This is a genomic window from Bradyrhizobium sp. UFLA05-125 (assembly GCF_059803515.1).
Genome location: NZ_JBANBJ010000049.1, coordinates 38,616 through 62,966, shown reverse-complemented (window position 1 = coordinate 62,966; position 24,351 = coordinate 38,616). Strand labels below are relative to the sequence as shown.

The window sequence follows — 24,351 nt, the reverse complement described above, 5'->3', positions numbered from 1 at the left end:
TCTCGATGCGCTGCTACATCCCTCGGCGCGTTATGACGCGCTGACGCGGGCACGCCATCGGGCTTTCATGGCCCCCAGGCTCCTCGGCAGTCTCGCCGCCTTTGCCGCATTCCCGATTTATCTTGCCATGCGCGGCGCACCCAGCGCGATCGAGGTCGCGGCCTTCGCCTGGCTGATCGCGCCGATTCTTCTGTCGTGGTTCCTTTCGCGCACCGGCCGCTATGAAGGTGCCCATGTGCTGTCGTCGCTGGCGCTCGCCGGGCTGATCATGGCCGTGGCGGTGACCACGGGCGGCATCGAATCGTTTGCCGCAGTCTGGCTGGTCGTCGTTCCCTTGGAGGCTGCGCTGTCGGCCTCGCGCCGTGTCGCGGCCTTTGCTTCGGTGCTGGCGCTGTCCTGCGTGGCGCTCCTGATCCTGTTCGGTCATCTCGACTGGTTGCCGCTCGACCAGGCCAATGCGGCCGAACGCGGCATGTTCACCGCGTTCGGCGTTGCGTCCGCGACGCTTTATGCGACGGGTCTTGCTTTCGGCGCTGAATCGCTGGCGCGCACCAGCGTTGCGCTGTTGTCGCGCGAAGAGGAGCGCTATCGCCTGCTGGCGCGCAACATGAGCGACGTCATCTCGCGCCATCGGCGCAACGGCGCAGTCCAGTTCATCTCGCCGGCTGTCGAGGCCATGCTCGGCCTGCCGGTCGCCCAGCTCACTGGTCACGGCCTGTTCGACCGCGTTCACGTCGCCGACCGTCCGGCCTATCTCACCGCGCTGTCGGACGCCGCGCGCGGCGACGTGCGCAGCGTCGAGTTCCGGCTGCGGCGGGAGATCGGCGGCAGTGAGCGCGGCCAGGTCGATTTCATCTGGGTCGAGATGCGCTGCCGGCCGCTCGACCAGGACCTGGTTGACAAGGATTTGGTTGAGCGGGATTTGGGCCGCGACCTGACGCGCGAGCCCGAGGTCGTCGCCGTGATGCGCGACATCACCGATCGCAAGATGCAGGAGCAGGCGCTCGATCAGGCCCGCAGCGCCGCGGAAGCGGCCGATGCTGCCAAGACACGCTTCCTCGCCACCATGAGCCACGAGTTGCGCACGCCGCTCAACGCCATCATCGGCTTCTCCGAGATGATCGCGCAGGAGCAGACCCTGATGCTCGGTGTGGCCCAGCGCAAGGAATACGCAGAGCTCATCAACGCTTCCGGTCAGCACCTGCTGTCGGTCGTCAACGGCATCCTCGACATGTCGAAGATGGAATCCGGCAAGTTCGAGATTTCGCCGGAACCGTTCGGGCCGCGCGCCGCGCTGTTGCATTGCTGCAATCTGCTCGCGCTGAAGGCGCGCGAGAACGGCATCGATCTCATCACCGATGCGCCGCAGGATTTGCCGGTGATGACCGGCGATCCGCGCGCCTTCAAGCAGATCGTGCTCAACCTCGTCTCGAACGCAATCAAGTTCACCGAGCGTGGAGGGCAGGTCACCGTCGCCGCCACGGTTTCGCCATCGCACCTGTTCCTTCGCATCAGCGACACCGGCGTCGGCATCGCGCCCGACGACCTGAAACGGATTGGCGCGCCGTTCTTCCAGGCCGGCAAGACCTATCAGCGTCGTCACGAAGGCACGGGTCTCGGATTGTCGATCGTGAAGAGCCTCGTCGCCTTGCATCTCGGCGAGTTGACGATACAAAGCAAGTTCGGCGAGGGGACGGCGGTCACCATCAAGCTGCCACTCGTCTGCACGCCGCCACAAGGACGGCTGAGCGAAAGCAAGATCGCGACGCTGATGCCGCCGCCGCGCCATGATGTTCAGGACCAACCGGCTTTGGTGAAGAAAAGTGCCTAGAAAATCTGCAAGGGATGGGGATGCTCCGCGCCGCCGTGGCGCCAAGGCGGCGGTCGTCGACGTCGAGACCGAGCGCAATCTCGCGATGCGGATCCTGCTGCACAGCCCCAAGGATACCCTCGCCGGTCTCGTTGCCTTCGCCGCGGTCAGCGCCATCGTCGCCAACGCGCTGTTCCTGCAAACCGGCCGCCATCCGGCGCCGATGTTCGGCACCGTGATCAATCTGCCGGCGCCATCGGCCACTGCGTTGTCGAGCCCGCTGCCGCGGCCGCGCCCGCTCGGGGCCGATTCACTGCCGCTCGAGCCGAAGCCGATGGAGTTCCGCATCGCTGAGCCCAAGGCGGCGGAGAAGCTGCCGGCGCCCGAGAAGGCTGCCGAGGCAACGGCCTCGACCTCCAGATCCGCCGATCCCCTGACCAATCTCGTCAAGGCCACGGCGACAACGCCTCCGTCGCAGTCGGTCGTTGTCGCGCGCCCGCCGGCGCCGATCCCGGCGCAGCAAAGCCCCGCCATGCGTCGCGTCGCCGCCGTGCAGCGCGCGCTCTCCGAATATGGGTACGGGCAATTGAAGGTGACCGGGTCGATTTCCGGCGAAACCCAGGCCGCGATCCAGAAGTTCGAGCGCGAGCACAAGATGCCGGTGACCGGTCAGGTCTCCGACCGCCTGTTGCGTGAGCTTGCGGCCGTGATCGGACATCCAGTCGAATAATCGCCATTGCTTGGCGCGGACACTGGTGTGGTCTCCGCGGCTGGCCTATCGTCTTGTCCATGCGATTGAAATCGAACATATGGGTGGCGGCCTACTTGCGCCGCTGCCAGACTGAAGGCGTGTTCGGCGCGGTGCGCCGGCGCGGCGCCGAGGAGGCGGGGGCCGTCTTCGTCAAGGTGTCGCTGCTTGACGGAAACGCGATGCTGTACGTGCCCGCGCCGCAGACCGTCTATGACGACGGCCGGCCGGTCGACCGCTTCTTCGTGCCGATGGCGCCGCAGCCTTTGCCGGAGCCTGCGGTCGAAGAGCGGCTCACCAAGGAAATCCGTTTCGACCCCGACGCCTGGATCGTGGAGACCGAGGACCGCGCCGGGCGGCATTTTCTGGAGTTGGCGCGCGCCTGAGGATCTAAAGCGCGATGTGATTGGGATGAATCGTCATCGCGCTTTAGGTTGTTGTTTGAGCATGATCTCCGCGCAAACGCGTTCCGCGTTTGTCGCGAGGGAAAACCGCTGCACACTTTTCCGGACTATGCTCTAGCGCTCCGACCCGCCGGTGCCTGTCCGCATCGGCGGGATCGCGCCGGGCTGCACCAAAGGCCGCGGCTGGCTCGCGCCGCTACGCGCGCGCTGGCGTTCGCCGTCGTAGAGCGACGACTGATATTTTGCGCGCGTCAAGGCGAGCGTCGAGCCGCGCCAGGCGGCGAGCATCACCAGCGCCGAGCGATCGCTGAGCCGGTCATAGAGCCGCGACAGCCGGTAGACGGTGTTCACGGACATTCCGATCTCCGGCTTGAAGAACAGGAGGATGCGCTGGAAGTTGGGACTCGGCATGTCGAGCGCGCGCGCGGCAACCGCAAGCGCTTCCCCACCGGCATCATCCACGATCTGCGAGGCCACGCGCGAGGGCAGGATCAGGCTCTCGCCGAGCTCCAGCGTGAAACTCTCGGTGTCCTCGGCATAGGCCGCCCACTCCAGCGTCTGGATCGCGCGCGTGGCGCGGGCGGTCGGAATGCGAGGCGCGGCCTTCAGGGGAGTCTGGGCGAGATTGTGCAGGATCAGCGCGCGCTCCGAGGCCGTCGCACGGAAGAACATGTCGTGGATCTCGGCGGCATCCTTTGGCTGCATCGCCATGTTCGCGGACATGCGCAGTTCCGCATCGGTCGGCGTGCGAGCCGGCGCGGCCGCTTCGGGCGGAGCGGGGATCTCGCGCGCCAGCGGAATCCGGCGACCCTCATCCGTGGGCAGCAGCCCCAGCCTCTGCATGATCGGCGCAGGGGTTGCAGGATAGATCGCAAGACGAGCCTTCACTGCTGCGCGCGTCGCATCGTCGACCTGCTCGATCAGCCGCGAGGCGAGCTCGACGAATTGCCGCTCCTCGTCGCCGCTATGGCTCTTCGCCTGCACGTAAAGATCGGTCAGCACGCGCAAAAGCGTGGGTCGAATATCGACGCCTTCGCGACGGGACAGGGTAATGAGCCCGTCGAATGCTGGAAATAGCGGCTTGGTCATGAGGCGTACGCAACTCGGGAAAATCGTCTGCATCAGCCTATCGCGGGTTGTTTTAAAGGCTCGTTAAGGAAAACGAGGCGTGAAGCCGGTGCTGCGGTTTCAGCTGTTGTCGTGCCGCAACGGGACGGCGCGTCTGACCCGTGAGGTTACGGTCCGGCTGGCGCGTTTACACCCCGTTAACCATGTGCTGATCTTAATGGCACCCATGTTGTGAGGACCGTTCGGTCGCGCGGCAATAGAAGAGAGCTGACATGGGGACCATCATTGAATTTCCGGCCGGTCGCCGGCTGGACTCATCGGGGGATGTCGCTCCGCTCGCAGAGACGGGGAGGGTGTTGATCCTTCCCGTGATCCGCATCGAGCGTGAATCGGACGAGACCAGCGGCGGTCGTGGACCGGCAGAGGGCACCGCGCCGGGACGCCGCCGCAGGCGTCGCTAAAAGTCCGGCCTTCGTGCAAATGCCGGACCCACATCACAAGATCCGGTGTTTCGCATCGGCCCTGTTGCTCGCGCTGACCGGCGCGACGCTCGGTGCCTGTAGCGGCGGCGATTTCGGTCGCACCCGCGAGGACATGCGCAGCGACGACATGCACCGCTGGCTGGGTCTTGAGGTGACGGGCAGCCTTGGTCTCAGGGCTTCGCAATTCCAGCTCACCGACGACGAGCGCCAGCTTCGCGACCTCGCCTATCCCATGATCGAGCCGCCGCTGTCGCGTCCCGCCTGGAAGAGCGTGTTCGGCGACTACAAGGCGTTGCCGTCGCCCTGGCAGCAGAAGGTGGTGTTCGACCGCACCATGTACGGCCGCACCCTGATTGACGAGCCACACCGCTCGCATTCCTCGCGCTATGCGCAGCTCATTGAGGACGTGCGCAACGACATCACGCGGTTCGAGCCGTTCTTCGCCAGTGCGATCCGCGTCATCGATCTCGACAAGAAGCGCGATGCCAGCATGGCGCGCGTCTCCGAGCTGTCGCCGAGAGAGAAGGCGGATGCGGTCGCGCGCATGCAGGAGAACTCGCTGATCGTCCAGTGGGTGCAGCAATGCCTGGAGCAGCGCGTCTCGTCCTATCGCTGGGCGCTGGAACGGCTGGTGATTCAGGCGCCCGATGGCATGGCGGCGGATGCCGACCGCCTGATTGGCGAGCTCGCTGCGCAGACCGCCAATCCGCCGGTCGCGGCCCAGCCGCCTTACGGCCGCGCAGTCGCCGTGCGCGGCTGAGCAGGTCGTGCACCGTGATCAGGGGGCCCGGGTCACGCCTGATGTGTGCTGATCCGCCAATAGCGGCACGATAGCAGACCTCGCCGGGGGGCACGGAAAGGCCACGAGGAGACATGGCGTGCTCGAGAGCGCTTGCGCCTCAGAAATTCGCTTCGAGTCGGCCGACCACAGCTCAATTTAGGCCAGCGAGAATCGCGCGGATGAACGGCTCTTTGGCGGCGAGATACTGTTGAATGCCGCTGGTATTCTCACGTTCCAGCTTAAGCTTGAGTTCTTGGTACCTCATCCGATCCGCTGGGTGCTGTCGCAAATGGTCTCGAAATCGCAGCATTCTCGCGATTTGCGCGTGACCTTCCCGGCAGATATGAAGCTTGTGTGTCCGGATACCGGCAACATCGCGTTTGAAGAAATGATGGCCCTGGGACAGATCGCCTCCGCGTCGATAGCCCATCTCTTCAAACGATCGGGTCCAATCTTCGACCGCATCGGTGAGATTGATCACCGCAAGTATGTCGATTTCGCCTTTCGCAGCTAGTTCGGGCACGGCGGTGCTCCCAACGTGATGGATCTCCACCAAAGCTGGCCCGAAGATAGGCCGCAGGCGCGCCTCCTCGTTTGCATATTCTTGCGGCCACCTGGGATCGTAAGGCCTTATCGGGCTCGTGAGCAGCATGCGCAAACGTTAGCCGAGATATGGACCCGGAGAAAGGATAAGAGTTAGCGGCTTTCCGCTTCGGGTCAGGACACGGAAGTCGTGGCCAGTCCGAGCTATGTCTTGTTTACTCTTAGAAACGGCGGAAAAGCGGACGTGCCAAAATCGACGCTCTGGGCCAACTCCGGACATGGCCTCTGGCATTTCTGTTAGACTGCTATTCGCCGATCGGGCGCACGTCCTGGGTCTGGTTGTCCTTTTCATCGAACATGCGCGGAGCGTGACCGTGGTCGGGATAGCGCCGCTCGTCCGCAGCGTCATGGGCTTTAGACGTCCTCACGATCGAGCCGCCAAAATGAAGTTAGGAAAGTTCCGGAGCGTATCGGAAGCTCTACGCGCATTTCGGACTGCCATCGCAAAATGTCGCCTATGGGTCAGAATGCGAAGAACTCACGAGAGCAAATCTCGTCCGCTGTGCCTCGCTAAGCGGACCTCGACGAGGCATATGCCACTTCGCTCATGTATGGATTCGGACGTTGTCCTAACTCGCTTGGTGCTAGGATCAACCATAGAATCCTGAGAATACCTTTTGCCTTGAGTGGATCAGCCAGGGGAGGTTCCGATGGTGCTTACCCTAACCGAAGCAGCAATCGCCAGGGTTTTGAAATACGAACAACTCATACCCGCAATGGAAGAGGCGCTGTCAGCCTTTTCAGGCGGGCGCGTCATTCAGCCAGTGCGCAACATGCTCACGATCGAGGAAGGGAAACGCTTCCTGGGCATCATGCCCGCCGTGGCGGAAGTTGGGATGGGCGCCAAGTTAGTCTGCTTCTTTCCGAAGAACGCTGGTACGAACGTGCCGACACATCTGGCCGTGATCATGTTGTTTGAACCAGAAACAGGGAAGCCACTGGCGTTTTTGGATGGGCGGCTCATTACCGAAATGCGAACAGCGGCTGTCTCGGCAGCGGTGACAAAATATCTGGCTCCCGATGGCAGTAAGGTTCTGACGCTGCTCGGAAGCGGAGTGCAGGCGCACGCGCATCTGCACGCTCTACGGCACGTAGGTCATTTTGAAGAAGTGAGAGTATGGAGCCACACGATGGATCATGCGCGGCGCTTTGCCGAACTGCATAATGCAGTAGCGATGGACCTCGAATCGGCTGTGCGAGGTGCGGATGTCCTGGTGACCGCAACAAACGCTGTAGAACCCTTCTTGAAGGGCGAGTGGCTGAAGCAAGGTGCACACGTGAACGCGGTCGGTTCTCCGCGGCCAACCTGGCGAGAACTCGACGATGCAGCCATGCATAATACGCTGGTTGTGGATTCCCGCGAAGCCGCCCTCAAGGAATCCGGCGACGTAATTCTGTCTAAAGCCGCTATCTTCGCAGAGGCAGGGGAGCTCTTTGCCGGCTCGAAGAAATTGCAGCGGTCAGAGACGACCATCTTCAAGTCGGTGGGACTCGCCGTCGAGGATATCGCTACTGCGCGGATCGTCTATGATGCGATTGAGGGTAGCTCAGCGCGAGAGGATGTGACCGAGAGCCCCTGGTAGAAGCACGGCCCTGTGCAGGAGGACCCGCTGATCGTCCAGTGGGTGCAGCAACGCCTGGAGCAGCCCGTCTCGTCCTATCGCTGGGCGCTGGAGCGGCAGGTGATCCAGGCGCCCGACGGCATGGCGGCGAATGCCGACCGCCTGATCGGCAAGCTCGCCGCGCGGGCCACCAACTCGCCGGTCGCTGCCGAGCCGCCTTACGGCCGGGCGGTGGCCGTCCGCGGCTGACCTTTAGGGGTAACCCCCTGTCAGTTCCGTCTGGAGGGCGGCGAGTGGCTGTGCGGCGCAGCGGCCGTGACCAGGATCTTCTCGAACCTTCGTCGGATAGATTTGTGCTTGTCCCGCGAGCGCCGATATCGATAGATTGGGTGCGTTACATGCCTTGATTTTTGATCAATCCTTTCAACATGCGATCAGGGGCTCCGGCCATGTTCGAAAGCTATTTCATTCGCGCATTGTCTCACGGCGTTCGCCGTTTGCTTCCAGCCGCTCTCCTCCTGGCGTCAACGGGAGCGACCTACGCTCTCACCCAGGAAGCGGCGGTCGAGAACTGCCGGATGACGGTCGGCAAGCCGATCGTGCAGGCATGCATGCGTGCGGGTGGTGGGCCCGCGGGCGGAGCCAATCTCGAAGCTTGTCGCGCCAAGGCTAAACCGCAGGTCCATGCTTGCGTGCTCGCCGCCCTCAATGCCGCGAATGGCCGCGCCAATGTCGCGGTCGCGGCGCCGAAGGAAGAGGCGCCCAAGCTGGCGCCCGGGACGACACTGCCCAAAGGCTTTGTGGCGCCGCCTCGTACGATTGCCGACATCACCGCAATCCTCGATAGCGAAAAGCCGGACGAAAAGCTGATCGCGGAGCTGAAGGCGGACGCGGATTCGACGCCCACGGGCAAAGAGTCCCGCGAAGATATCGCCCAGTTCTATTTCGACCGCGCCAATGCCCGCTCCCAGCTCGGGCGTCTCGCCGAATCCACTGCCGATGCCAACAAGGCCGTGGAAGTGGGCCGCGGGGCCGTTAGCCCGGGGATGATGGGGCGATTGTTGCAGTTGCAGTCGCTGCAATACGCCCTCGCAGGCGATCCCAAGCGCGCGCTGGAGATCATGCAAAGACTGTTGCACGAGACGATCAATGTGCCGGGCGCCAAAGGATATCAGTTCAACGCAAACCGTTCGGTCGTGTCCATTCTCCTCCAGATGGGCGATGTCGCGCAGGCCGAAGCCTATTTGCGTCGCAGCCTGACTGCGATTCAGGAACCGCGCACCAGTGGGCTTCCTGGCTGGCGAACGTCCTATGCAAAGTTCGGCCAGACCTGGGAGGGCGAAATCGAGATGACCCGCGGGTTGATCTTCGAGGCACGGGGGCAGTTTGCCGAAGCCGAGGCCGCATATCGTGCGGCGGAGGTGCGCAAGAAAGCCGGTAACAAGGCAGTACTGGAGTCGGACAACCCGCCTGCAGAGACGCTCCTGCTGCAAGTCGTCGACAGCATGGTGCTGAATCAGGCGCGCATGAAGGCGAGGCAGGGCAGACTGGCTGAAGCCGAGGTCGACGCGCGCCGGGCGCTCCTGTCCCGGCTGAAGGACACCGGCAAATACAATCCGGTCACGCCTCGCTATGTGATGGGCCTCGCTGGCATCCTGGTCGAGGAAGGCCGCTACGAGGAGGCCGAGCAACTCGGCCGCGTCGCCATCGAGATCAACACGACGGTCGGCGTGCCCGAGGAGTCCCAAGCCACCGTGCAGTTGCTCTCGCAGCTTGCCGGCATGCTGACGCTGCGGCGCAAGACGCCTGAAGCCAACGAGATGTATGCGAGGATCGACAAGGCGGTCGCCAACTGGGATCCGCAGCGCCGCCAGGTGTTCGAGCTCAATCCGTCGCGCATCCTGTCGCTCTATGCCGCCGGCCAGATTGATGCCGGCATCGCCGCGGCCGAGCAATTGGTGAAGAAACAGGTGGGCCGGGTCGGCGAGGACCATTTCGACGCCGCCTCGGCGCGTGGAACGCTGGCGATCGGCTTGATGAGGGCGCGCCGCGATGCCGAGGCGATCCGCGAGTTCAAGGCCGCGATTCCGATCATGATGGCGAATGCGCGGGAGAACGCCGACGACGAGAACACGACTGTCGTTGCCGCGCGCAGCCAGCGGCTGCAAGGGACCGTCGAAAATTATTTCCTCCTGCTCGCACGCGCCGAGGGGATGAGCAACGAGGTCGGCGAAGAGACCTTTGCCCTTGCCGATGCGATCCGCGGTCGCTCGGTCCAGCAGGCGCTGGCAGCTTCCAGCGCCCGCGCGGCGGCGAAAGATCCGGCGCTCGCCGATCTCGTGCGCAAGGAGCAGGACCTGACCAAGCAGGTCAATGCGCAACTTGGCACGCTCAACAACGTGCTCGCCATTCCCTCGACCGATCGCGACGAGAAGGGAGTTCAGCAAATCCAGGCCTCGATCGCGGCGTTGCGCGGCGAGCGCGACAAGGCGCGGCAGGAGATCAAGCAGAAGTTTCCATCTTACGCCGATCTGGTCTCCCCGAAGCCGCCGAGCGTCGCCGAAATCCGCGCGACGCTGGCCGACAACGAGGCGATGCTGTCGTTCTATTTCGGCCAGAACGGCAGCTTCGTCTGGGCAGTCCCCAAGTCGGGTCCGGTGGCCTTCGCGGCGGTCAACGCCAGGATCGGCGACATCGAGAGCAAGATCCGCAAGCTGCGCGAGACGCTCGAGCCGCAGGCGGCGATGATCTCGGACATTCCTCCGTTCGACCTCAAGCTCGCCTATGAGCTTTACGAGCTCCTGCTGAAGCCGGTTGAAGGCGGCTGGAAGCCGGCGAAGAACCTGATCGTCGTCACGAACGGTGCGCTCGGCCTGCTGCCGCTTTCATTGCTGCCGACGGCGCCGGCGGAGGTGACGCAGGATGACGACCCGCTGTTCGTCAGCTATCGCAACGTGCCTTGGCTTGCGCGCACCCACGCGGTGACCACGGTGCCGTCGGCGGCTGCCTTGCGGACGCTGCGACAGTTGCCGCCTGGCAAGCCTGGACGCAGCGAGCTGGTGGCGTTCGGCGATCCCTATTTCAACAGGGATCAGCAGGCCGAGGCCGAAGCTACCGATGCCAAGGTCCAGGTTGCGGATAACGGCGGCAACGTGACGCGCGGCATGCCTTTGAAGCGGCGCAACAGTCCGAAGCTCGATGGCGTCGACAGCGCCGAGCTCGCGCTGCTGCCCCGGCTGCCCGACACAGCGGACGAGTTGAAGTCGATCGCGATCGCCTTGCAGGCCGACCCGTCGAAGGTCTTGTTCCTCGGCAGCAAGGCAACGGAGAGCGCGGTCAAGACCATGAATCTCTCCGGCTTCAAGATCCTCGCCTTCGCGACCCATGGCCTCGTGCCGGGCGAGCTCAACGGTCTGACCCAGCCGGCACTCGCACTGTCCTCTCCGGCGGTGACGGGCGAGGAGGGGGATGGCCTCTTGACCATGGAAGAGATTCTCGGCCTCAAGCTCGATGCGGACTGGGTCATCCTGTCGGCGTGCAACACCGGCGCCGGAGCAGGGGCCGGTGCCGAGGCGGCCTCGGGGCTTGGCCGCGCCTTTTTCTACGCCGGAACGCGCGCGCTTCTAGTCACGAACTGGTCGGTGCATTCGCAATCGGCGCGGCAACTGGTGACGGACCTGTTCAAGCGACAGGCGGACGATCCGAAGATCGGACGAAGCGAGGCGCTGCGCCAGGCGATGATGGCTCTCGTCGACGGCCCGGGCTATCTTAACGGCGAGGGCAAGACCGAATTCGCCTACGCGCATCCGCTGTTCTGGGCGCCGTACTCGATCATCGGCGACGGCGGGGTGCGCTAGCGGGAAGTGGTGCGTGGGAAGGATTGAATGAGGATGATGCGGAAGACGTTGCTCGGGCTTGTCGCGGCTGGCCTCTTGAGTTCGGGGGTCGCGCAGGCGACGCAGTTGATCACGGAAGACGAAGCCAAGCTGCCGCCGCCAAGGGGCGCCATCGCGACCGATCGGCGCGGCATCTTGCGCGGCCCGAAGGTTGAAGTGGTTTCGCCCAGCGATGCCGCCAGCTCGCCGCTGCGGTTGCAACTCAAGTTCGAGTCGTTTGGCGGCGCGAAGATCGACCCCGACTCGGTCAAGGTGATCTTCCTGCGCTCGCCCAATGTCGACCTGACCGCGCGGGTCAAGCCGTTCATCCAGGCCGACGGCATCAACATGCAGGACGCCGAGTTGCCGCCGGGCGAGTATATCGTGCGGGTCGACATCAAGGACAGCGACGGCCGCCCCGGCACCGCCAGCTTCACCCTGAAAGTCGCGCCGAAATGAAGCGATGAAGTGTCCCTATTGCCAGTCGGACAATGTCGAGGTTGCGCTGGTCTGCGCCTCCTGTGCGCGCGATATCGCCATTCCCGCCACGCTGATCGCCGAACGCGACGATCTGTTGCGCAAGCGGGAGCTGCTTCGTGACGAGTTGCGACGCGCCAGAGCCGAGATCGAGGCGATCATGACCCGCAGGAAGTCGCGCTGACGATGGAGTGCCCGTTCTGCGCCGAGACCATCAAGGATGAAGCGATCGCGTGCAAGCACTGCTCGCGCGACTTGCGCGTCGTGCGCCCGATGCTCGCCGAGATCGATGAGATCGTCGCTGATCTCGACCGGCTCAGGCGCGATCTCGACCGGGTCGGTGCCAGGCTCGAGCGCTACAACAACCCCCTGCGGTACTTTGCGACCCACGCGGTTCTCTATGTCGTGATTCCCGCGCTGCTGCTCGTCACCGCGCACGTCCTCGTCACCATCACCTTCAACATCTCGCCGCTGCCGCTTCGGCTGGCGTCGATCGTCATACCTCTGCTGTTCGGCCTCGTCGCCTATCCGCTGCACCGGGTCTCCCTGATCGGCGCGCTGGTGCTGGGGGTGCTGTGCGCGGCCCTCAGCATCCAGTTGATGCTGACGGTGACGGGCATTCACGACCGCGTACCGATCCTTCCCGAAGTGTGGGTCGAGTGGCGCGAGGTCTTCGAATATGGCGCGAGCATCCTGCTCGCCTTCCTGTCCGGCAATATCCTGGGCGTCGTGATCTTCCAGGTGTTGCCGCGGGTGCTGACGCAAGGCGGCAAGCCCAACGCTTTCGCCTTCAGGATAGCGCGTCTTCTCGGCCAGCACGTCGGCGAGGAGCAACTGCGCCGCAGGGCGCGCCTGATCCAGGACCTCATGCAGACCGTCGGCCCCCTCGTCGGCGTCGCCGCCACCGCGGTCGGCTCGATCTATGCCGGATTGAAGGGCATCCTCGGGTAGGGCGGCCGGCGGCATCATTGCGCCAGGCGCGGCACAGCCCGAAGCGCCATTTACTCGGGCAGCCCCGCCTTGCGGAGACCTTCGAGCGCCAGCTTTGCGTTTGTTTGTCCGCCCCGGGCCATCCACGTGGATATCGTGAAGGCGGGATCAAGCTCGAGCAGACGCCCCGCAGCCTCATGCGCTTCCGCGTCACGTCCGAGATGGGCAAAAGCGGACGCGAGACACCAGTAAGTCGCCGAAAACGAGGGGTTGAACCGGAAGGCTTTCTTGCCCGCGGCGATGGCCTCGTCAAAGCGACGGAGCTCGATGAAGGCCAACCCCATGCCGACGGATAACCGGTCCAGCATCGGGTCGATCGGGCTCATGCGCGTTGCATGTTCGAAGCTGCGGACCGCTTCCTCTGGAATCCCCGCAGTGTGATAGACCCAGCCTCTGTCGAGCCATACCCAGTATGAATTGGGGTTGAGTACAACCGCCCGGTCGACCATCTCAATACCACGTGCGCAATCGCCGACCATGAACGCCAGGACCAAGGCAGACGTTGCCAAGGTTTGCGGATCTCCATCATCGATCCTCGACGCCAGCTGCACGAACCGTACTGCTTCATTCCTGTCGGATTGAGGATCAGTCGAGAAGCCCCACAGGACCTTGACCATGTGACAGAGGCCCGCCAGCGCCGCGACAAAGCCGAATCCCGGATCGAGCTCGAGGGCGCGATTGGCCAGCCTTAACGCCTCGGCCACACCCTTGCGGGTCGCCCGGGAATACTGAGCCATGGCTCGGAGTTGAAGATCATAGGCGGTGAGGTTTTCGGGCCGCCGCCGCGTCGCCGCCGCAATTTCCGTTCGAAGCAATGTTGGCAGGATCGCGCCGACGACGGCGGTCGTTATCTCATCCTGAAGCACGAAAATATCGCTCAGGTCTCGCTCAAAGCTATTGGCCCAGACATGTGCGCCAGTTGCCGCGTCGATCAATTGTCCTGCTATGCGAACTTTCCCCGACGCCTTGCGCACGGACCCCTCGAGGACATAGCGCACGCCCAGGCTGCGTCCGACTTCCTTGATATCGATCGCCTTGCCCTTGAAGACGAAACTCGAATTGCGAGCGATCACGAACAGCCAATGAAACCGCGAAAGCGCTGTCGTGATTTCCTCGACCATTCCGTCCGCGAAGTATTCCTGCTCGGGATCGCCGCTCATGTTGCTGAAGGGCAGTACGGCAATCGAGATCCGCTCCGGATAAGGTAGCGTCTGTTCGGACCGCTCCGCAGCCCCGGCAATCAGATGCGCTGGCTCTCGTTCTTCGTGCACGGTCCCGACGAAGCGGATGCCCTTGCGCGGTAGCGTCCTGATGAGCCGCTGCTCTTCGCCGCTATCACCGATAGCGCATCGGACCCCATTGATGCGGGTCGTCAGCGCAGAGTCCGAAACGATACGGCCCTTCCAGATCGCAGCAATGAGGTCGTCCTTGCTGACCACATGTTCGCGATTACAGATCAGGTACTCGAGTAGATCGAAGACTTGCGGCGCGACGACAACGAGGTCGCCGTTACGGCGGAGCTCACGCTGATCCGTGTTGAGAGTGCAGTCCGCGAAAGAGTAAAACAAACGCCGCTCCTCCAGGTACGATAACACCTTGGATCGCGTTAAAAGGTAACGGTAAGAAAAAAGAAAGCTGCTTGTAAAGTGTATCGGAGGACATGCTGGCATCCTCCGAATACGTCGAACAAGAACAGCATGCGCCGCATGCCGATCTCGCGTTGCGAGGGAAGTCATCATGAGGTGCTTGATTGAGCGGATCGGCGCCCCATGGTTGCGACAGACCACCGCATCTTGGCGGCGTAGCCTCGACTACGTTACCTCTCAGCGAAGCATCGCGAGCTCACGTCGTTCGAATGGCTGGCGCGACGGCACTGCGCTGTTGTTGCTCTGTACCGCGGTTGTCCTCGGACCAACGAACGACGCCAAGGCTCAATGCACCGCACGCGACGTGTTGCAGAGACAATTGACGTTCAAGACGGCTCCCGCTGTCCTGAAACCGCAGAAGCCGGTGACATCGGCTTCGGACATTGCGGTGTGGAAGACGATAACCATCGGTACGTTCTCGGATTCGTTCGCTCTTCTCAACGCCATGAGCGCGATCGGTTGCGGCGTCGGCGACTCGGCTGCGGCGGCTCTCGCCCGGCCGGCCTTTACCGTCAGCGTCGCGAAGACGGTGGTCGAGCTTCTGACGGTGTCGGCGGCCGAACTGGGCTTTCAGGGCGAGACCGTGTCGATGCGGCAAATCTACGCGCGCGCCCAGCAACTGGGCTTCGAGCTTGCGCCAGCTGAAATTGCCCCGCAGCTCAGACTTCAATATTTGGACCAGCCCGTCGGCGAGTTTCTCATCGTTGGAATGGCGCCGATTCGGACGTGGACAGGTGAAGCGATCATCCTGACCGTGGCAAATGGCGGAGCAGGCCTCATCCTCATCGGTCAGGACGGTCGCGCGGATGCGGAAATACCGGTGACCTCTCGGTTCGTGTTCGTGCGCATCCTGCCTGTGGCACCTGCGGCACTGGTTCAACAATGATCTTTCAGGACCGCCCGCGAAGGGGCAGAGCCGTTGCCCCTTGCGAGACCTGAACCAACTACGAGTCGATGAAGACAAATGTTCATCGAGGTCGCATTGGAGACTCGTTCTCAAACGTCGCTCGATACACGCCTCTTGGATATTTCACATCACAATGGAGGTAGCCCCATGCCGGTCGTTCAATTCACTCGCTTCAAAACCGACAAGCCCGAGGAAATGACCAAGATCGTCAGGCAGGCGAAGAAGATCTTCGAAAAACACGGTGCCGAATTTCTCCGGCTGTCCCGTTTCCACACTGGCCACTGGGCAGGAGAGCTGCTGGTGACGACGCGCTACGCTAATTGGGAAGTCTACGGCAAAGTGCAGGAGGCCGTGGCAAAGGACCCTGAGTTCGCGCAAGTGCAGGCTGACGGAATGAAGATTGCCGAACTGCAAGGCCGCAACATCGCTGTCAGCATCGATCTCTAGTCGGGGCGTCGCCCAGCGAACCCCACGTCGGGGCGAAGGCCGCCGGACCAGTGCCGGCGGCCTTTTTCCATCTCGGAATCAATGTCGATGAAATGAACTTGCATTGTTGCAAGGCAAGTGAGCATGAACCTTGTGAGCTCGTCGCCGACCGGAGACGAGTGCGTTCGCGGCGATGAAGCATGAGAGTGAATCAAACTGTTTTCGTGAATCGATTGGCTTGATTTGCCCGCGCTTGAGTACGTGAAACGGTCATTCGGACGGCAATCATCGCAATTGTTTCGCAACCGCTCGCGGCGCGCGTCCTTTCGCGGATCGGATCCATTCAGTCGACCTGCCGATACGCCGCCGATACTCAACCGGAGTGGTGGCCGCTCCTGGGTATAAGGCGGACATTGGTAGCCAGATAAAAACTGACAGACGGCGCACAAATTCGCCCGCAGTCACTCGGTGCGCGCCGCTGAATTCATGCCCGCATCTCGCTTGGCGCCAGAATGAATCCACCGCATCGCCGGATTTAGGTCGCATTGCGACCTAGGTCGCGGCCAAAGCTCGTACGGGTGGGGGCGCAACACCGGGGTTTTTCATGTCCGGTCATTTGCGATTTTGTTTCGCCGCTTTTGTGCTTCTTGCTGGTCTCTCGACGTCGCCTGCGTCTTCGAACCCTTTCGCCGGCTTATTCGACGCCGCTCCCGCAACAGCCCCCGTGCCCACTCCCGCGGAAGAGGAGTGCTTGCTGCGACCCGGCAAGTCGGTCGCCGAGGGGCAACACTGGGTTTATCGGTTTGAGGGCCGCCGCAAATGCTGGTTCCAGGCTGCCGAAGGGACCGCGACGGTGAAGAAGCCGGCTCAGCATGGCGCTGCCAAACCACGTGTCGCCGCACCCGAGGAGAAAGAGACTGCGGCGCGCAAGCGGCAGGCGGTGGCGGATGCGCGTGCGGAGCTGCAGCGCTCCGTACCGCCGGATACGTCTCGTCCGAGCCCGTCCGCCCCCGAGCAGGTGGCAGATGCCAGTCCCGTCCTCGCTGCCGGGATCGCGCCGCCCCTCGTGTCGCCGGTGCGGGCTCCCAACCGCGAGGAGGACCGGCTCACGCCCGACCACACCACGCCGCGTCAGGTCGACGTCGAGGCGCTTCTGGCGGCCGCGCCGGTCGCCGGGGACTTGATTGCCGCCTCTGCGCCTTTGGCGATGCCGGTCGCCTTTCCGACGACAGAGGCGGGCGATGATGGGCGGGTCTGGACCTGGCTTGGCACGCTGCTGATGGCGCTGGGGCTGGTCTCCGTCTTGAGTGCGAGCCGAACCATTCGGTGGGCCGTACTTTTGCACCAGTTGAGGTGATCTTTCAGTTGCCAGAGGCTGCGGCCTGAACCGTACGTCTCGGATCGGCTCCGGCGGCGAGCTGAACTCGCTGAGACGACCTTTGATTTAGGTCAAGCTTTCCGAACAAGAGTCAGGGCCCTAGGTTGGCGAGACGAGCCGTTGTCGTGCGCACATACTGACGGGTGTTCAGATGATCACGATTCCAGAACTGTTGGCGCAGACTTTATCATCGTTCCTGACGTCTGATACGCGAGACAGGTTTGGTTCCTCGCATGCCCGCTTGACCGAAGTGCTTCCGTTTGCAGCCAGACTTACATTGGAATGCATCGGCAACAGCGACGCCCTGTATCACGACATTGAGCACACCATGCTCGTTACCCTTGCGGGGCACGATATCCTCATGGGACGAATGTTGTTGCTGCCGACAACAGCCGTGGACTACGCAAGCTTCATCCTGGCCTGCCTCACCCACGATATCGGATACGTCCGCGGGATCGTTCAAGGAGATAGCGAAGACTCCTATGTCGCAGATCTGACCGGCCGTACAATTCGTCTCCCAAGAGGAGCATCGGACGCCTCGCTCGCACCCTATCATGTGGACCGCTCAAAGTTATTCGCCTCCGAGCGCTTCGACGGTATCGAGGAGGTCGATGCAAGCCGAATTGCGCGAGCCATTGAATTCACGCGCTTTCCATACACGGAGTCTTCTTCAAACGACGAACTGATCGAAGAGGAAGGTATGCTCCTGCGCGCTGCCGATCTTATCGGTCAGCTTGGCGACCCCAACTATCTGAGAAAATCGAATGCACTGTTCTACGAGTTTGAGGAAGCCGGGCTGAACAAGAAGCTCGGCTACGAAACACCTGCCGATGTCGTTTACAAGTACCCGCAGTTCTATTGGAACAATGTCGCCCCGCAAATTCAGAGCGCCATCCGCTATCTCAATATCACCTCGAGCGGACGGCAATGGATAGCGAATCTCTATAGCAACGTCTTCCGAGCTGAACGCGAACCGGGTTTATCCGGGCCACAGCTGTGACTGCGCTGTCGTCCAAATTTTAGGAAGCTGAGCCTTTCGGGCAAGACCGGGCCAATGAATCGATGTCTTGGTACGTTCGCGATGCGCGATACCGCTGGGATGCGTGTCGGCCCGCAGTAACCATCATCAGCGAGGGCCGGCAGGATCTGTACAAGCGATGATATCGCGGGGAGATTTTCGACTCACTCCTTGCGGCGGAACGAACACCGCCAGGTAGCCGCCATCGCCTGCAAGCTGATATGTGGCCACCTCGCCATAGCCAACGGCGGTCAGTTCGCAACGCAACAGCTCAATCGGCGTGCCATGTCTTGAGGTCGGACGTTCGAAATCGACAATTCCGATCCGCGCCCCCGGCTTCAAGGCCGGCGCGAGATTGAAGAGGAAAGCGTAAGGTTGGGCTATCTCGTGATACATGTGCCCGAGGATGGCGGCATCCAGCGAGGAAGCGGGCAGGCGGGGGTCGTGTGGTTCGCCCAGCGCAAATGTGACGTTTGTCAGCCCCAGTCGGGCCGTGCGCCTGCTGAGCTCCATGAGGTAATCCCGCGTGACGTCCTGGGCGACGACCGAACCCTTGGGGCTGACGAGGTATGAGAGGCGGATCGTGTAGTAGCCGCTGCCTGCACCAATATCGCCGACCGTCATGCCTGGTTTCAGCTCAAGAAGACGGGCGACCTCACCGGCCTCGTCCAGGGAGTCGCGGTGCTCCTCGGCAGCGCGGCTTGGGCTGGCGATCGGCGCAACCGGACGCCAAGGTGAGGGAAACTCCTTCGCAGGAATTCCGGGCGAGCTCAGATAACCAATGTCAGCGGCGCATGCGTGAGTGATGCCCAGCGCCACGAGGAGCGTCACTATGCGGACCAGCGTGATTGTGGGTCTGCCAGGTGTGAGGTACGGCCCTCCACCTTGCCAAAGAGGAGCCAGGGTCATCTCTTCAACCACATGCCGGAAACGTCGGGAACGGAGTTTAATGCAATTTCGACCAAGGTCGTGACCGGAAATGATCTATTCGATGACCTCGCCGCGATAGACGGCAAGAGACCGCCCGAAGGCGGTCTCGCATTCAGGAGAGAGGGAGTTCAGTCAGATATCAACTTGGATGGACATGTTGGAGCGTACCCAATCCGATTGCCCAGCCTTCAGCCGCTTGGATTGAAATTCTGCGAAAGCTGGATCGGCACCAAGTGAAGCCAAGGTGCGGCCATAAGCCTCTATACTATCGAAGCGAGCGACGAAGGCGTAGTTCCCAACCTCGCCACCTATCACTGACCAATAGCTAACCTCGGCCCCGTGCTTTCTCCAAAGCACTGCACCGTCCTTTGCAAGCTGTAAGACTGTCGCAAGATCGCTACCGGGCTTTGGATGTGAAACGAACTGCATAACAACTGCAGGCATTTTCCCCTCCATTGATAAATTATGATGGCTCATCTAACGACGAGGAGAATTCCAAACAGGGCAGCCTCAGGCTTGATCTGGATCAATCCCTGTTCCCAGCTTGGCGGCGGTGTGCATGCCCTTGAATTGCGACACTGCAAGGGGTCCTCTGAGGGAGCAGCGCCATCGAGTTGTTCAAGTCAGCCGCTTCGCTGATGCCGAGTGAATAGAGGTCGTCGACGCTCCTCTGCCGACCGCCGGCCGGGGCGAGGCGCGGGTCCGCGTTCTCGCGTCGAGCCTCAACTACACCGAGGTGGCCGCTTACATTCGATGACTTCGTCTGCACGCGCAAACAGCGTTGGCGGAACGTCGAGCCCGAGCGTCCTGGCCAGCCTGAGATTGATGATGAGATCCCAAACCGGGCAGATCAGGACCGTTCTCCGGCCCTCCGCTACTGTGCATGGGGTTGTTTTCCGGTTTTTTGGATCAGCCCCCGAAACGGGCCGCTCAACGCCGCCCGCGCGGGGCCTCGGCCTTGGCGGGCGCGTCGGTCTGCGGCGCGCAGGTCGCAGCCGCCAGCGAGGCCTGTGCCTGCGGCATCAGGCCGGGCTCGGCGGCGAGCGCCTTCATCACGATCAGGCCGGTCGCGCTCGGTGAATCGATGATCAGCCGGTCGGCCGCCGTGACCTCCTCGTCCTCGGGCAGCGCGTCGTGCTGGGCTTCCGTCATCAGGTCGAGCTCGATCACCTTCTTGCCGGCGGAGCGGTCGTTGATCGCGTAATAGGCGATTTCGTTGCGAGTGTAGAAGGACACCGAGGTGTAGGACTGGCTCACCGGCACCTTCAGCTTCAAGGGGCCGCCGGAGAGATCGTAGCGGCAGATCGCCAGCGCAAAGGCCGGATCCATGAACGGCATCGGCGATGTATTGGGATCGGCGAGCGGTAGCTGCGTGACGGAGTTTTCCTGGGTCACGGGCGTCAGCCGCGAATAGGCGTCCTGGGTCGCGATGCGCGGCAGCGCAAGCACGCTGACGAGGTGAACGATGAGGCCGAGCAGGATGCCCGCGAGAATGGTGAAAGCGAGCCGGATCATGGGCAACCCGCCGTCGCGATCTGTGGCATCGGCGCGTCGCGCTGGGTGCGGGTCGCAACCCCGACCGGCGTGTCGTAGAGGCGGAGCATCAGCGCGTAGCGCTCGATGCCGCCGGTCGGCAGCCAGTTGCCGGAGCGGGAACGCGAGGCGATGTGGATCTCGAACGTGCCGTCCGACTGCCGCACGATCTCCTGGCTGGTGAAGCCGTAGCGCTGCAGCGAGTTGGCGACGAGGTGGCCCTTGCGGTCGTAGAGCGTCAGCGTCCAGAACCGCGCCGGCGGAGTCACGCCGGAGACGATCACGTCGCAGCGGCCGTCGAGCGCCTTCTTCTTGTCGTCGGTAGTCGCGGTGAACGCGACGCCGTCGCCGGTGCCGATCGGCAGCTCGCCATTGCGCACGATGGTGGCGCGCGAATAGGGGTCGACGTCGGCCGTGCCGGTGCGCGGACGCGCAGTCCAGGCGCCGATGGTGAGTGCGCCGATGTCGGTGCCGCGCGTCGTCGTCATCCAGGTCGCGCCGACGCCGACCGCGGTCGCGAGCAAAAGGGCCGTCAATGTGATGATGATCAGCCGCACGGGATCAGGTCAGTTCTTGCGCGGGCCGGACGAGGTCGCGTTCTCCTCCGCCGCATAGTTCTGCGGGAAAGCGAGCGCGCTGGACGGCGAGGCGGGCTTGGCCGGCTTCGCCGTGTCGTCGGACGTCGTCTTGGTGGTCGTTTTAGCGGCGTCGTCGAGCAGCTTCTCCACCCGCACCAGGATATCGGCGCCACGCTTGGTCAGGACCGGCGGCGGACCGGGCTTGGTCTCCAGCACCTTCGGCGCTGCATTGGCCTGGGCGTTGGCTTCCTTCGGCTGCGGCGGCAGTTTCTGGCCCATGCCGATGCCGGGAATTTCCCGGACCTCGACGCCCTGATGGGCCGCGACCATGATGTCGTGCCAGGTCTGCGCCGGCAGCGAGCCGCCGGTCATGCGGTTGGTCGGCGAGTAATCGTCATTGCCGTACCAGACCGCGCAGGTGAAGTTGCCGGTGTAACCGACGAACCAGGCGTCGCGATAGGCATTGGTGGTGCCGGTCTTGCCTGCGGTCGGAATGCCGTCGAGCGCGGCGCGCCGCGCGGTGCCCTCGCTGACGACGTGGCTCATCATGCCGGCCATGTCGGCGGCGATGTTAGCCGGAATTGCCTGCCGCGGCTTCGGACCGTCGCGGTCCCAGCGCCAGACCAGATCGCCGGCACCGGTGCGCACTTCAAGCACGGAATGCGGCGTCACGGCCTTGCCCTTGTTGGGGAAGGTCGCATACGCCACTGCGTGCTCGATCACGGTGACTTCGTCGGAGCCGATCGGCAACGACGGCGTGTCGGGCAGCGGCGCCTTGATGCCGAAGCGGCGGGCGACCTCCACGATCTTGGCGCGGCCCGCCTTCGGACCTTCCTTGCCGCCCATCGCGATCGAGAGCTTCACTGGCACGACGTTGATCGAGCGGGTGATCGCCTGCGTCAGCGTCACCGAGCCGGAATAGGAGTGGCCATAGTTCTGCGGACACCAATTGCCGATGCAGACCGGGCCGTCGACCACTTTCGAGTTCGGCGTGAACCCGTTCAGCAGCGCCGTCGTGTAGACATAGGGTTTGAACGATGAGCCGGGCTGCCGATAGGCGTCGGTCGCGCGGTTGAACTGGCTTGCGCCATAGTCGCGGCCGCCGACCATGGCGCGGATACCGCCGTCGAGATCGGCGACCACGGTCGCGGCCTGCGTGGCGTGATAGTCGCGGCCGAACTGGCGAAGCTGGTTCTCGATGGCTTCTTCCGCGGCCTTCTGCACATTGGTGTCGATCGCGGTGCGGACCACGAAGACGCGCTCGGTGTAGGATTTCGGGAAGGTGTCGACGAGCTTGCGCATCTCGTCGAAGGCGTAGTCGAGATAGTAGTTCGGCGAGGCCTCGTCGCGGCGGTCGACCGCGAAGGCCGGGTTGCGGCGGGCGCCGAACACCTGGCCCTCGGTCATGAAGCCGGCATCGACGAGGTTGTCGAGCACCACGTTGGCGCGGGCGCGGGCGGCGGGCAGGTTGATGTGGGGCGCGTATTTGGTTGGGGCCTTGAACAGGCCGGCGAGCATCGCGGCTTCCGCGAGGGTCACGTCGCGGGCGGACTTGTTGAAATAGAAATGCGCCGCGCCGTCGACGCCGAAGGTGCCGCCGCCCATATAGGCGCGGTCCAGATATAGCTTTAAAATCTCGTTCTTGGTCAGCCGCCATTCCAGCCAGACCGCGAGGAAGGCCTCGTTGATCTTGCGCTCGATGGTGCGCTCGTTGCTCAAAAACAGGTTCTTGGCGAGCTGCTGGGTGATCGAGGAGCCGCCCTGGCGGACGCCGCCGGCCTGGGCGTTGGTGACGAGCGCGCGCGCGGTGCCGGCGATGTCGATGCCGAAATGGTCGTAGAAGCGGCGGTCTTCGGTGGCGAGCGTCGCCTTGATCAGCACGTCAGGAAAGTCTTCCAGCGGGATCGAGTCGTTGTGCTTGATGCCGCGGCTGCCGATCGGGTTGCCGTAGCGGTCGAGGAAGGTCACCGCGAGGTCGGACTTCTTCAGCCAGTCCTCATCCGCCGTCTCGCGGAAGGCCGGGATGGCGAGGGTGAGCAGCAGCACGAGCCCGCCGAGGCCGAGCGTGGCGGCCTCCGACAGTGGCTCGATGAACACCCAGCGCTTCCACCGCCCGACATAGAAGCGGTCCATGAAGGTCGAGTAGCGCTCGTAGAGCTCGCGGAGGCCCTTGGCCGAGGAGAACAGCGAGGAATCGATGCGCGCATCGAGATCCAGGAAGAAATTCCGGACCTTGCTCTTCCAATGCGGTGGTATGATCTGGCGCACCTAGAACCCTTGAGGCTCGGTTCGAAAGCGTTCAAGCACCCGGCCGGGGCGGCATCGAGACGTCTTGAGGGAGTGTTGCGGCAAACCCAAGGCGCCCAATTGCGTCCTTCGGGGGACTCGCAGGTTGTTCTAGCCGAGCGGGGGCCATAAACCAATGGTCAGGCTCGCGATTTTGAACGACAGGCCTAATTGGCCCCGCATCTTTACGGAACCTCCACGGCGCTGCTTGCAGCGCCATCGGCTCGCGCCCTAGATGGCTTTGGCCGATTGTCTTATGAAACCAGTTGAAGACGCAATGACCGCAGCTCCCAAGCGACCTTCAGTCCAGGAAGGATTCTTCTGGAAAACCAAGACGTTGGAGCAGATGTCGGAGGCTGAATGGGAAAGCCTTTGCGACGGCTGCGGACGCTGCTGCCTGAACAAGCTCGAGGACGAGGACACCGGCGACATCTATTTCACCCATGTCGGCTGCAAGCTGCTCGATGCGGGCACCTGCGCCTGCAAGGACTACCCGAATCGGTCCGAGAAGGTGCCGGACTGCGTGCGCCTGACGCCGGCCAACGTCCGAACCCTCAACTGGCTGCCGCCGAGCTGCGGCTACAGGCTCGTCGCCGAAGGGCGCGACCTCTATTGGTGGCATCCGCTGATCTCAGGTGATCCGAATACCGTGCATGAGGCTGGTGTCTCCGTGCGCGGCCGGGTCGAAGGCAGCGAGGACGAGATCCCGGACGAGGAACTCGAGGATCACATCGTCGAGTGGCCGGCGCTGCTGCCGAAGCGGGCGCGGCTACGGCGGCCGCCCAAGGCTTGACAAGGCCTGACAAGACCTGACGACCGTTCCCGACTCCGAACCGATCACGTCTTCGG

General features: G+C 63.0%; 24 protein-coding genes and 1 pseudogene. 16 read left to right on the top strand and 9 right to left on the bottom strand.

From position 1 onward, the window contains the following. The 3 genes from SO156_RS31875 to SO156_RS31865 form a co-directional block, all read left to right on the top strand. Positions 1-1,831: ATP-binding protein (locus tag SO156_RS31875; RefSeq protein WP_498537520.1), on the top strand; the 1,831-nt coding region annotated here is incomplete at its 5' end. Further along, complete coding sequence (locus SO156_RS31870) at positions 1,824-2,540, top strand: peptidoglycan-binding domain-containing protein (RefSeq protein ID WP_498537519.1); 717 nt, start codon at positions 1,824-1,826, stop codon at positions 2,538-2,540. The genes SO156_RS31875 and SO156_RS31870, both read left to right, overlap by 8 nt. A gap of 59 nt (positions 2,541-2,599) precedes the next feature. Then, a complete protein-coding gene (locus SO156_RS31865; protein ID WP_458146980.1) occupies positions 2,600-2,944 on the top strand; it encodes a DUF1491 family protein in 345 nt (114 codons plus the stop codon). A gap of 132 nt (positions 2,945-3,076) precedes the next feature. On the opposite strand, the gene SO156_RS31860 is transcribed toward SO156_RS31865, so the two are convergent. Then, entirely contained in the window at positions 3,077-4,051 is a 975-nt protein-coding gene (locus tag SO156_RS31860) for a DUF2336 domain-containing protein (RefSeq protein WP_498537522.1), read from the bottom strand. Positions 4,052-4,302: 251 nt separating this feature from the next. Here SO156_RS31860 and SO156_RS31855 point away from each other — a divergent pair, with 251 nt between their 5' ends. Both SO156_RS31855 and SO156_RS31850 read left to right on the top strand, forming a co-directional pair. After that, positions 4,303-4,491, top strand: a complete 189-nt coding sequence (locus tag SO156_RS31855; protein WP_458146979.1) for a hypothetical protein — start codon at positions 4,303-4,305, stop codon at positions 4,489-4,491. A gap of 19 nt (positions 4,492-4,510) precedes the next feature. Further along, positions 4,511-5,272, top strand: coding sequence for a hypothetical protein (locus tag SO156_RS31850; protein ID WP_498537518.1), 762 nt, complete (start codon positions 4,511-4,513; stop codon positions 5,270-5,272). A gap of 172 nt (positions 5,273-5,444) precedes the next feature. On the opposite strand, the gene SO156_RS31845 is transcribed toward SO156_RS31850, so the two are convergent. Together SO156_RS31845 and SO156_RS31840 are read right to left on the bottom strand one after the other, a co-directional pair. Then, complete coding sequence (locus tag SO156_RS31845) at positions 5,445-5,945, bottom strand: GrpB family protein (RefSeq protein ID WP_498537517.1); 501 nt, start codon at positions 5,943-5,945, stop codon at positions 5,445-5,447. 196 nt (positions 5,946-6,141) lie between these two features. Next, positions 6,142-6,264 carry a hypothetical protein gene (locus SO156_RS31840; RefSeq protein ID WP_498537516.1) on the bottom strand — a complete coding sequence of 41 codons (123 nt, stop codon included), beginning with the start codon at positions 6,262-6,264 and terminating at the stop codon, positions 6,142-6,144. Positions 6,265-6,546: 282 nt separating this feature from the next. On the opposite strand from SO156_RS31840, the gene SO156_RS31835 reads away from it, so the two are divergent. From SO156_RS31835 to SO156_RS31810, 6 genes and pseudogenes are all read left to right on the top strand, one after another. Continuing rightward, positions 6,547-7,479: an ornithine cyclodeaminase family protein gene (locus SO156_RS31835; protein WP_498537515.1), complete on the top strand. Its 933-nt coding sequence runs from the start codon at positions 6,547-6,549 to the stop codon at positions 7,477-7,479. Positions 7,480-7,491: 12 nt separating this feature from the next. Beyond that, positions 7,492-7,707, top strand: a pseudogene (locus SO156_RS31830) (hypothetical protein); the annotation flags it as partial. A gap of 200 nt (positions 7,708-7,907) precedes the next feature. Then, positions 7,908-11,315 carry a CHAT domain-containing protein gene (locus SO156_RS31825; RefSeq protein ID WP_498537514.1) on the top strand — a complete coding sequence of 1,136 codons (3,408 nt, stop codon included), beginning with the start codon at positions 7,908-7,910 and terminating at the stop codon, positions 11,313-11,315. A 48-nt stretch (positions 11,316-11,363) separates the two neighbouring features. Next, a complete protein-coding gene (locus tag SO156_RS31820; protein ID WP_458146972.1) occupies positions 11,364-11,792 on the top strand; it encodes a hypothetical protein in 429 nt (142 codons plus the stop codon). Between the two features lie 4 nt (positions 11,793-11,796). Then, positions 11,797-11,994 (top strand): hypothetical protein, encoded by a 198-nt coding sequence (locus tag SO156_RS31815; RefSeq protein ID WP_458146971.1) that lies wholly within the window; start codon positions 11,797-11,799, stop codon positions 11,992-11,994. Between the two features lie 2 nt (positions 11,995-11,996). After that, on the top strand, positions 11,997-12,761 hold the full coding sequence (locus SO156_RS31810) for a hypothetical protein (RefSeq protein ID WP_458146970.1): 765 nt from the start codon (positions 11,997-11,999) through the stop codon (positions 12,759-12,761). 50 nt (positions 12,762-12,811) lie between these two features. On the opposite strand, the gene SO156_RS31805 is transcribed toward SO156_RS31810, so the two are convergent. Further along, positions 12,812-14,539, bottom strand: a complete 1,728-nt coding sequence (locus tag SO156_RS31805; RefSeq protein ID WP_498537513.1) for a winged helix-turn-helix domain-containing tetratricopeptide repeat protein — start codon at positions 14,537-14,539, stop codon at positions 12,812-12,814. On the opposite strand from SO156_RS31805, the gene SO156_RS31800 reads away from it, so the two are divergent. The 4 genes from SO156_RS31800 to SO156_RS31785 all read left to right on the top strand — a co-directional run bounded on the left by SO156_RS31800 (position 14,538) and on the right by SO156_RS31785 (position 18,157). Beyond that, positions 14,538-15,332: a hypothetical protein gene (locus tag SO156_RS31800; RefSeq protein ID WP_498537512.1), complete on the top strand. Its 795-nt coding sequence runs from the start codon at positions 14,538-14,540 to the stop codon at positions 15,330-15,332. The two genes, SO156_RS31805 and SO156_RS31800, sit on opposite strands and share 2 nt — an antisense overlap. A gap of 168 nt (positions 15,333-15,500) precedes the next feature. Further along, positions 15,501-15,800 carry a hypothetical protein gene (locus tag SO156_RS31795; RefSeq protein WP_458146968.1) on the top strand — a complete coding sequence of 100 codons (300 nt, stop codon included), beginning with the start codon at positions 15,501-15,503 and terminating at the stop codon, positions 15,798-15,800. Between the two features lie 703 nt (positions 15,801-16,503). After that, positions 16,504-17,136, top strand: a complete 633-nt coding sequence (locus SO156_RS31790) for a hypothetical protein (RefSeq protein ID WP_458146967.1) — start codon at positions 16,504-16,506, stop codon at positions 17,134-17,136. A gap of 172 nt (positions 17,137-17,308) precedes the next feature. After that, positions 17,309-18,157, top strand: coding sequence for a metal-dependent phosphohydrolase (locus SO156_RS31785; RefSeq protein ID WP_458146966.1), 849 nt, complete (start codon positions 17,309-17,311; stop codon positions 18,155-18,157). A gap of 126 nt (positions 18,158-18,283) precedes the next feature. On the opposite strand, the gene SO156_RS31780 is transcribed toward SO156_RS31785, so the two are convergent. The 5 genes from SO156_RS31780 to SO156_RS31760 form a co-directional block, all read right to left on the bottom strand. Further along, positions 18,284-19,018 carry a class I SAM-dependent methyltransferase gene (locus tag SO156_RS31780; protein ID WP_458147021.1) on the bottom strand — a complete coding sequence of 245 codons (735 nt, stop codon included), beginning with the start codon at positions 19,016-19,018 and terminating at the stop codon, positions 18,284-18,286. Positions 19,019-19,237: 219 nt separating this feature from the next. Then, positions 19,238-19,549, bottom strand: coding sequence for a hypothetical protein (locus tag SO156_RS31775; protein ID WP_458146965.1), 312 nt, complete (start codon positions 19,547-19,549; stop codon positions 19,238-19,240). Positions 19,550-20,035: 486 nt separating this feature from the next. After that, positions 20,036-20,620 carry a DUF1254 domain-containing protein gene (locus SO156_RS31770; RefSeq protein WP_458146964.1) on the bottom strand — a complete coding sequence of 195 codons (585 nt, stop codon included), beginning with the start codon at positions 20,618-20,620 and terminating at the stop codon, positions 20,036-20,038. Beyond that, positions 20,617-21,195, bottom strand: coding sequence for a DUF1214 domain-containing protein (locus SO156_RS31765; RefSeq protein ID WP_458146963.1), 579 nt, complete (start codon positions 21,193-21,195; stop codon positions 20,617-20,619). The genes SO156_RS31770 and SO156_RS31765 overlap by 4 nt, the downstream gene beginning before the upstream one ends. A gap of 9 nt (positions 21,196-21,204) precedes the next feature. Further along, a complete protein-coding gene (locus tag SO156_RS31760) occupies positions 21,205-23,484 on the bottom strand; it encodes a transglycosylase domain-containing protein (protein ID WP_458146962.1) in 2,280 nt (759 codons plus the stop codon). Between the two features lie 295 nt (positions 23,485-23,779). Here SO156_RS31760 and SO156_RS31755 point away from each other — a divergent pair, with 295 nt between their 5' ends. Next, positions 23,780-24,295 (top strand): YcgN family cysteine cluster protein, encoded by a 516-nt coding sequence (locus SO156_RS31755; RefSeq protein WP_498537511.1) that lies wholly within the window; start codon positions 23,780-23,782, stop codon positions 24,293-24,295. Positions 24,296-24,351 lie beyond the last annotated feature (56 nt).

Coding starts and splice junctions, on each gene's coding strand:
- SO156_RS31865 (WP_458146980.1), top strand. CDS start 2,600: ATGCGATTGAAATCGAACATATGGGTGGCGGCCTACTTGCGCCGCTGC.
- SO156_RS31860 (WP_498537522.1), bottom strand. CDS start 4,051: ATGACCAAGCCGCTATTTCCAGCATTCGACGGGCTCATTACCCTGTCC.
- SO156_RS31855 (WP_458146979.1), top strand. CDS start 4,303: ATGGGGACCATCATTGAATTTCCGGCCGGTCGCCGGCTGGACTCATCG.
- SO156_RS31850 (WP_498537518.1), top strand. CDS start 4,511: ATGCCGGACCCACATCACAAGATCCGGTGTTTCGCATCGGCCCTGTTG.
- SO156_RS31845 (WP_498537517.1), bottom strand. CDS start 5,945: ATGCTGCTCACGAGCCCGATAAGGCCTTACGATCCCAGGTGGCCGCAA.
- SO156_RS31835 (WP_498537515.1), top strand. CDS start 6,547: ATGGTGCTTACCCTAACCGAAGCAGCAATCGCCAGGGTTTTGAAATAC.
- SO156_RS31825 (WP_498537514.1), top strand. CDS start 7,908: ATGTTCGAAAGCTATTTCATTCGCGCATTGTCTCACGGCGTTCGCCGT.
- SO156_RS31815 (WP_458146971.1), top strand. CDS start 11,797: ATGAAGTGTCCCTATTGCCAGTCGGACAATGTCGAGGTTGCGCTGGTC.
- SO156_RS31810 (WP_458146970.1), top strand. CDS start 11,997: ATGGAGTGCCCGTTCTGCGCCGAGACCATCAAGGATGAAGCGATCGCG.
- SO156_RS31800 (WP_498537512.1), top strand. CDS start 14,538: ATGAGGTGCTTGATTGAGCGGATCGGCGCCCCATGGTTGCGACAGACC.
- SO156_RS31805 (WP_498537513.1), bottom strand. CDS start 14,539: ATGATGACTTCCCTCGCAACGCGAGATCGGCATGCGGCGCATGCTGTT.
- SO156_RS31795 (WP_458146968.1), top strand. CDS start 15,501: ATGCCGGTCGTTCAATTCACTCGCTTCAAAACCGACAAGCCCGAGGAA.
- SO156_RS31785 (WP_458146966.1), top strand. CDS start 17,309: ATGATCACGATTCCAGAACTGTTGGCGCAGACTTTATCATCGTTCCTG.
- SO156_RS31775 (WP_458146965.1), bottom strand. CDS start 19,549: ATGCCTGCAGTTGTTATGCAGTTCGTTTCACATCCAAAGCCCGGTAGC.
- SO156_RS31770 (WP_458146964.1), bottom strand. CDS start 20,620: ATGATCCGGCTCGCTTTCACCATTCTCGCGGGCATCCTGCTCGGCCTC.
- SO156_RS31755 (WP_498537511.1), top strand. CDS start 23,780: ATGACCGCAGCTCCCAAGCGACCTTCAGTCCAGGAAGGATTCTTCTGG.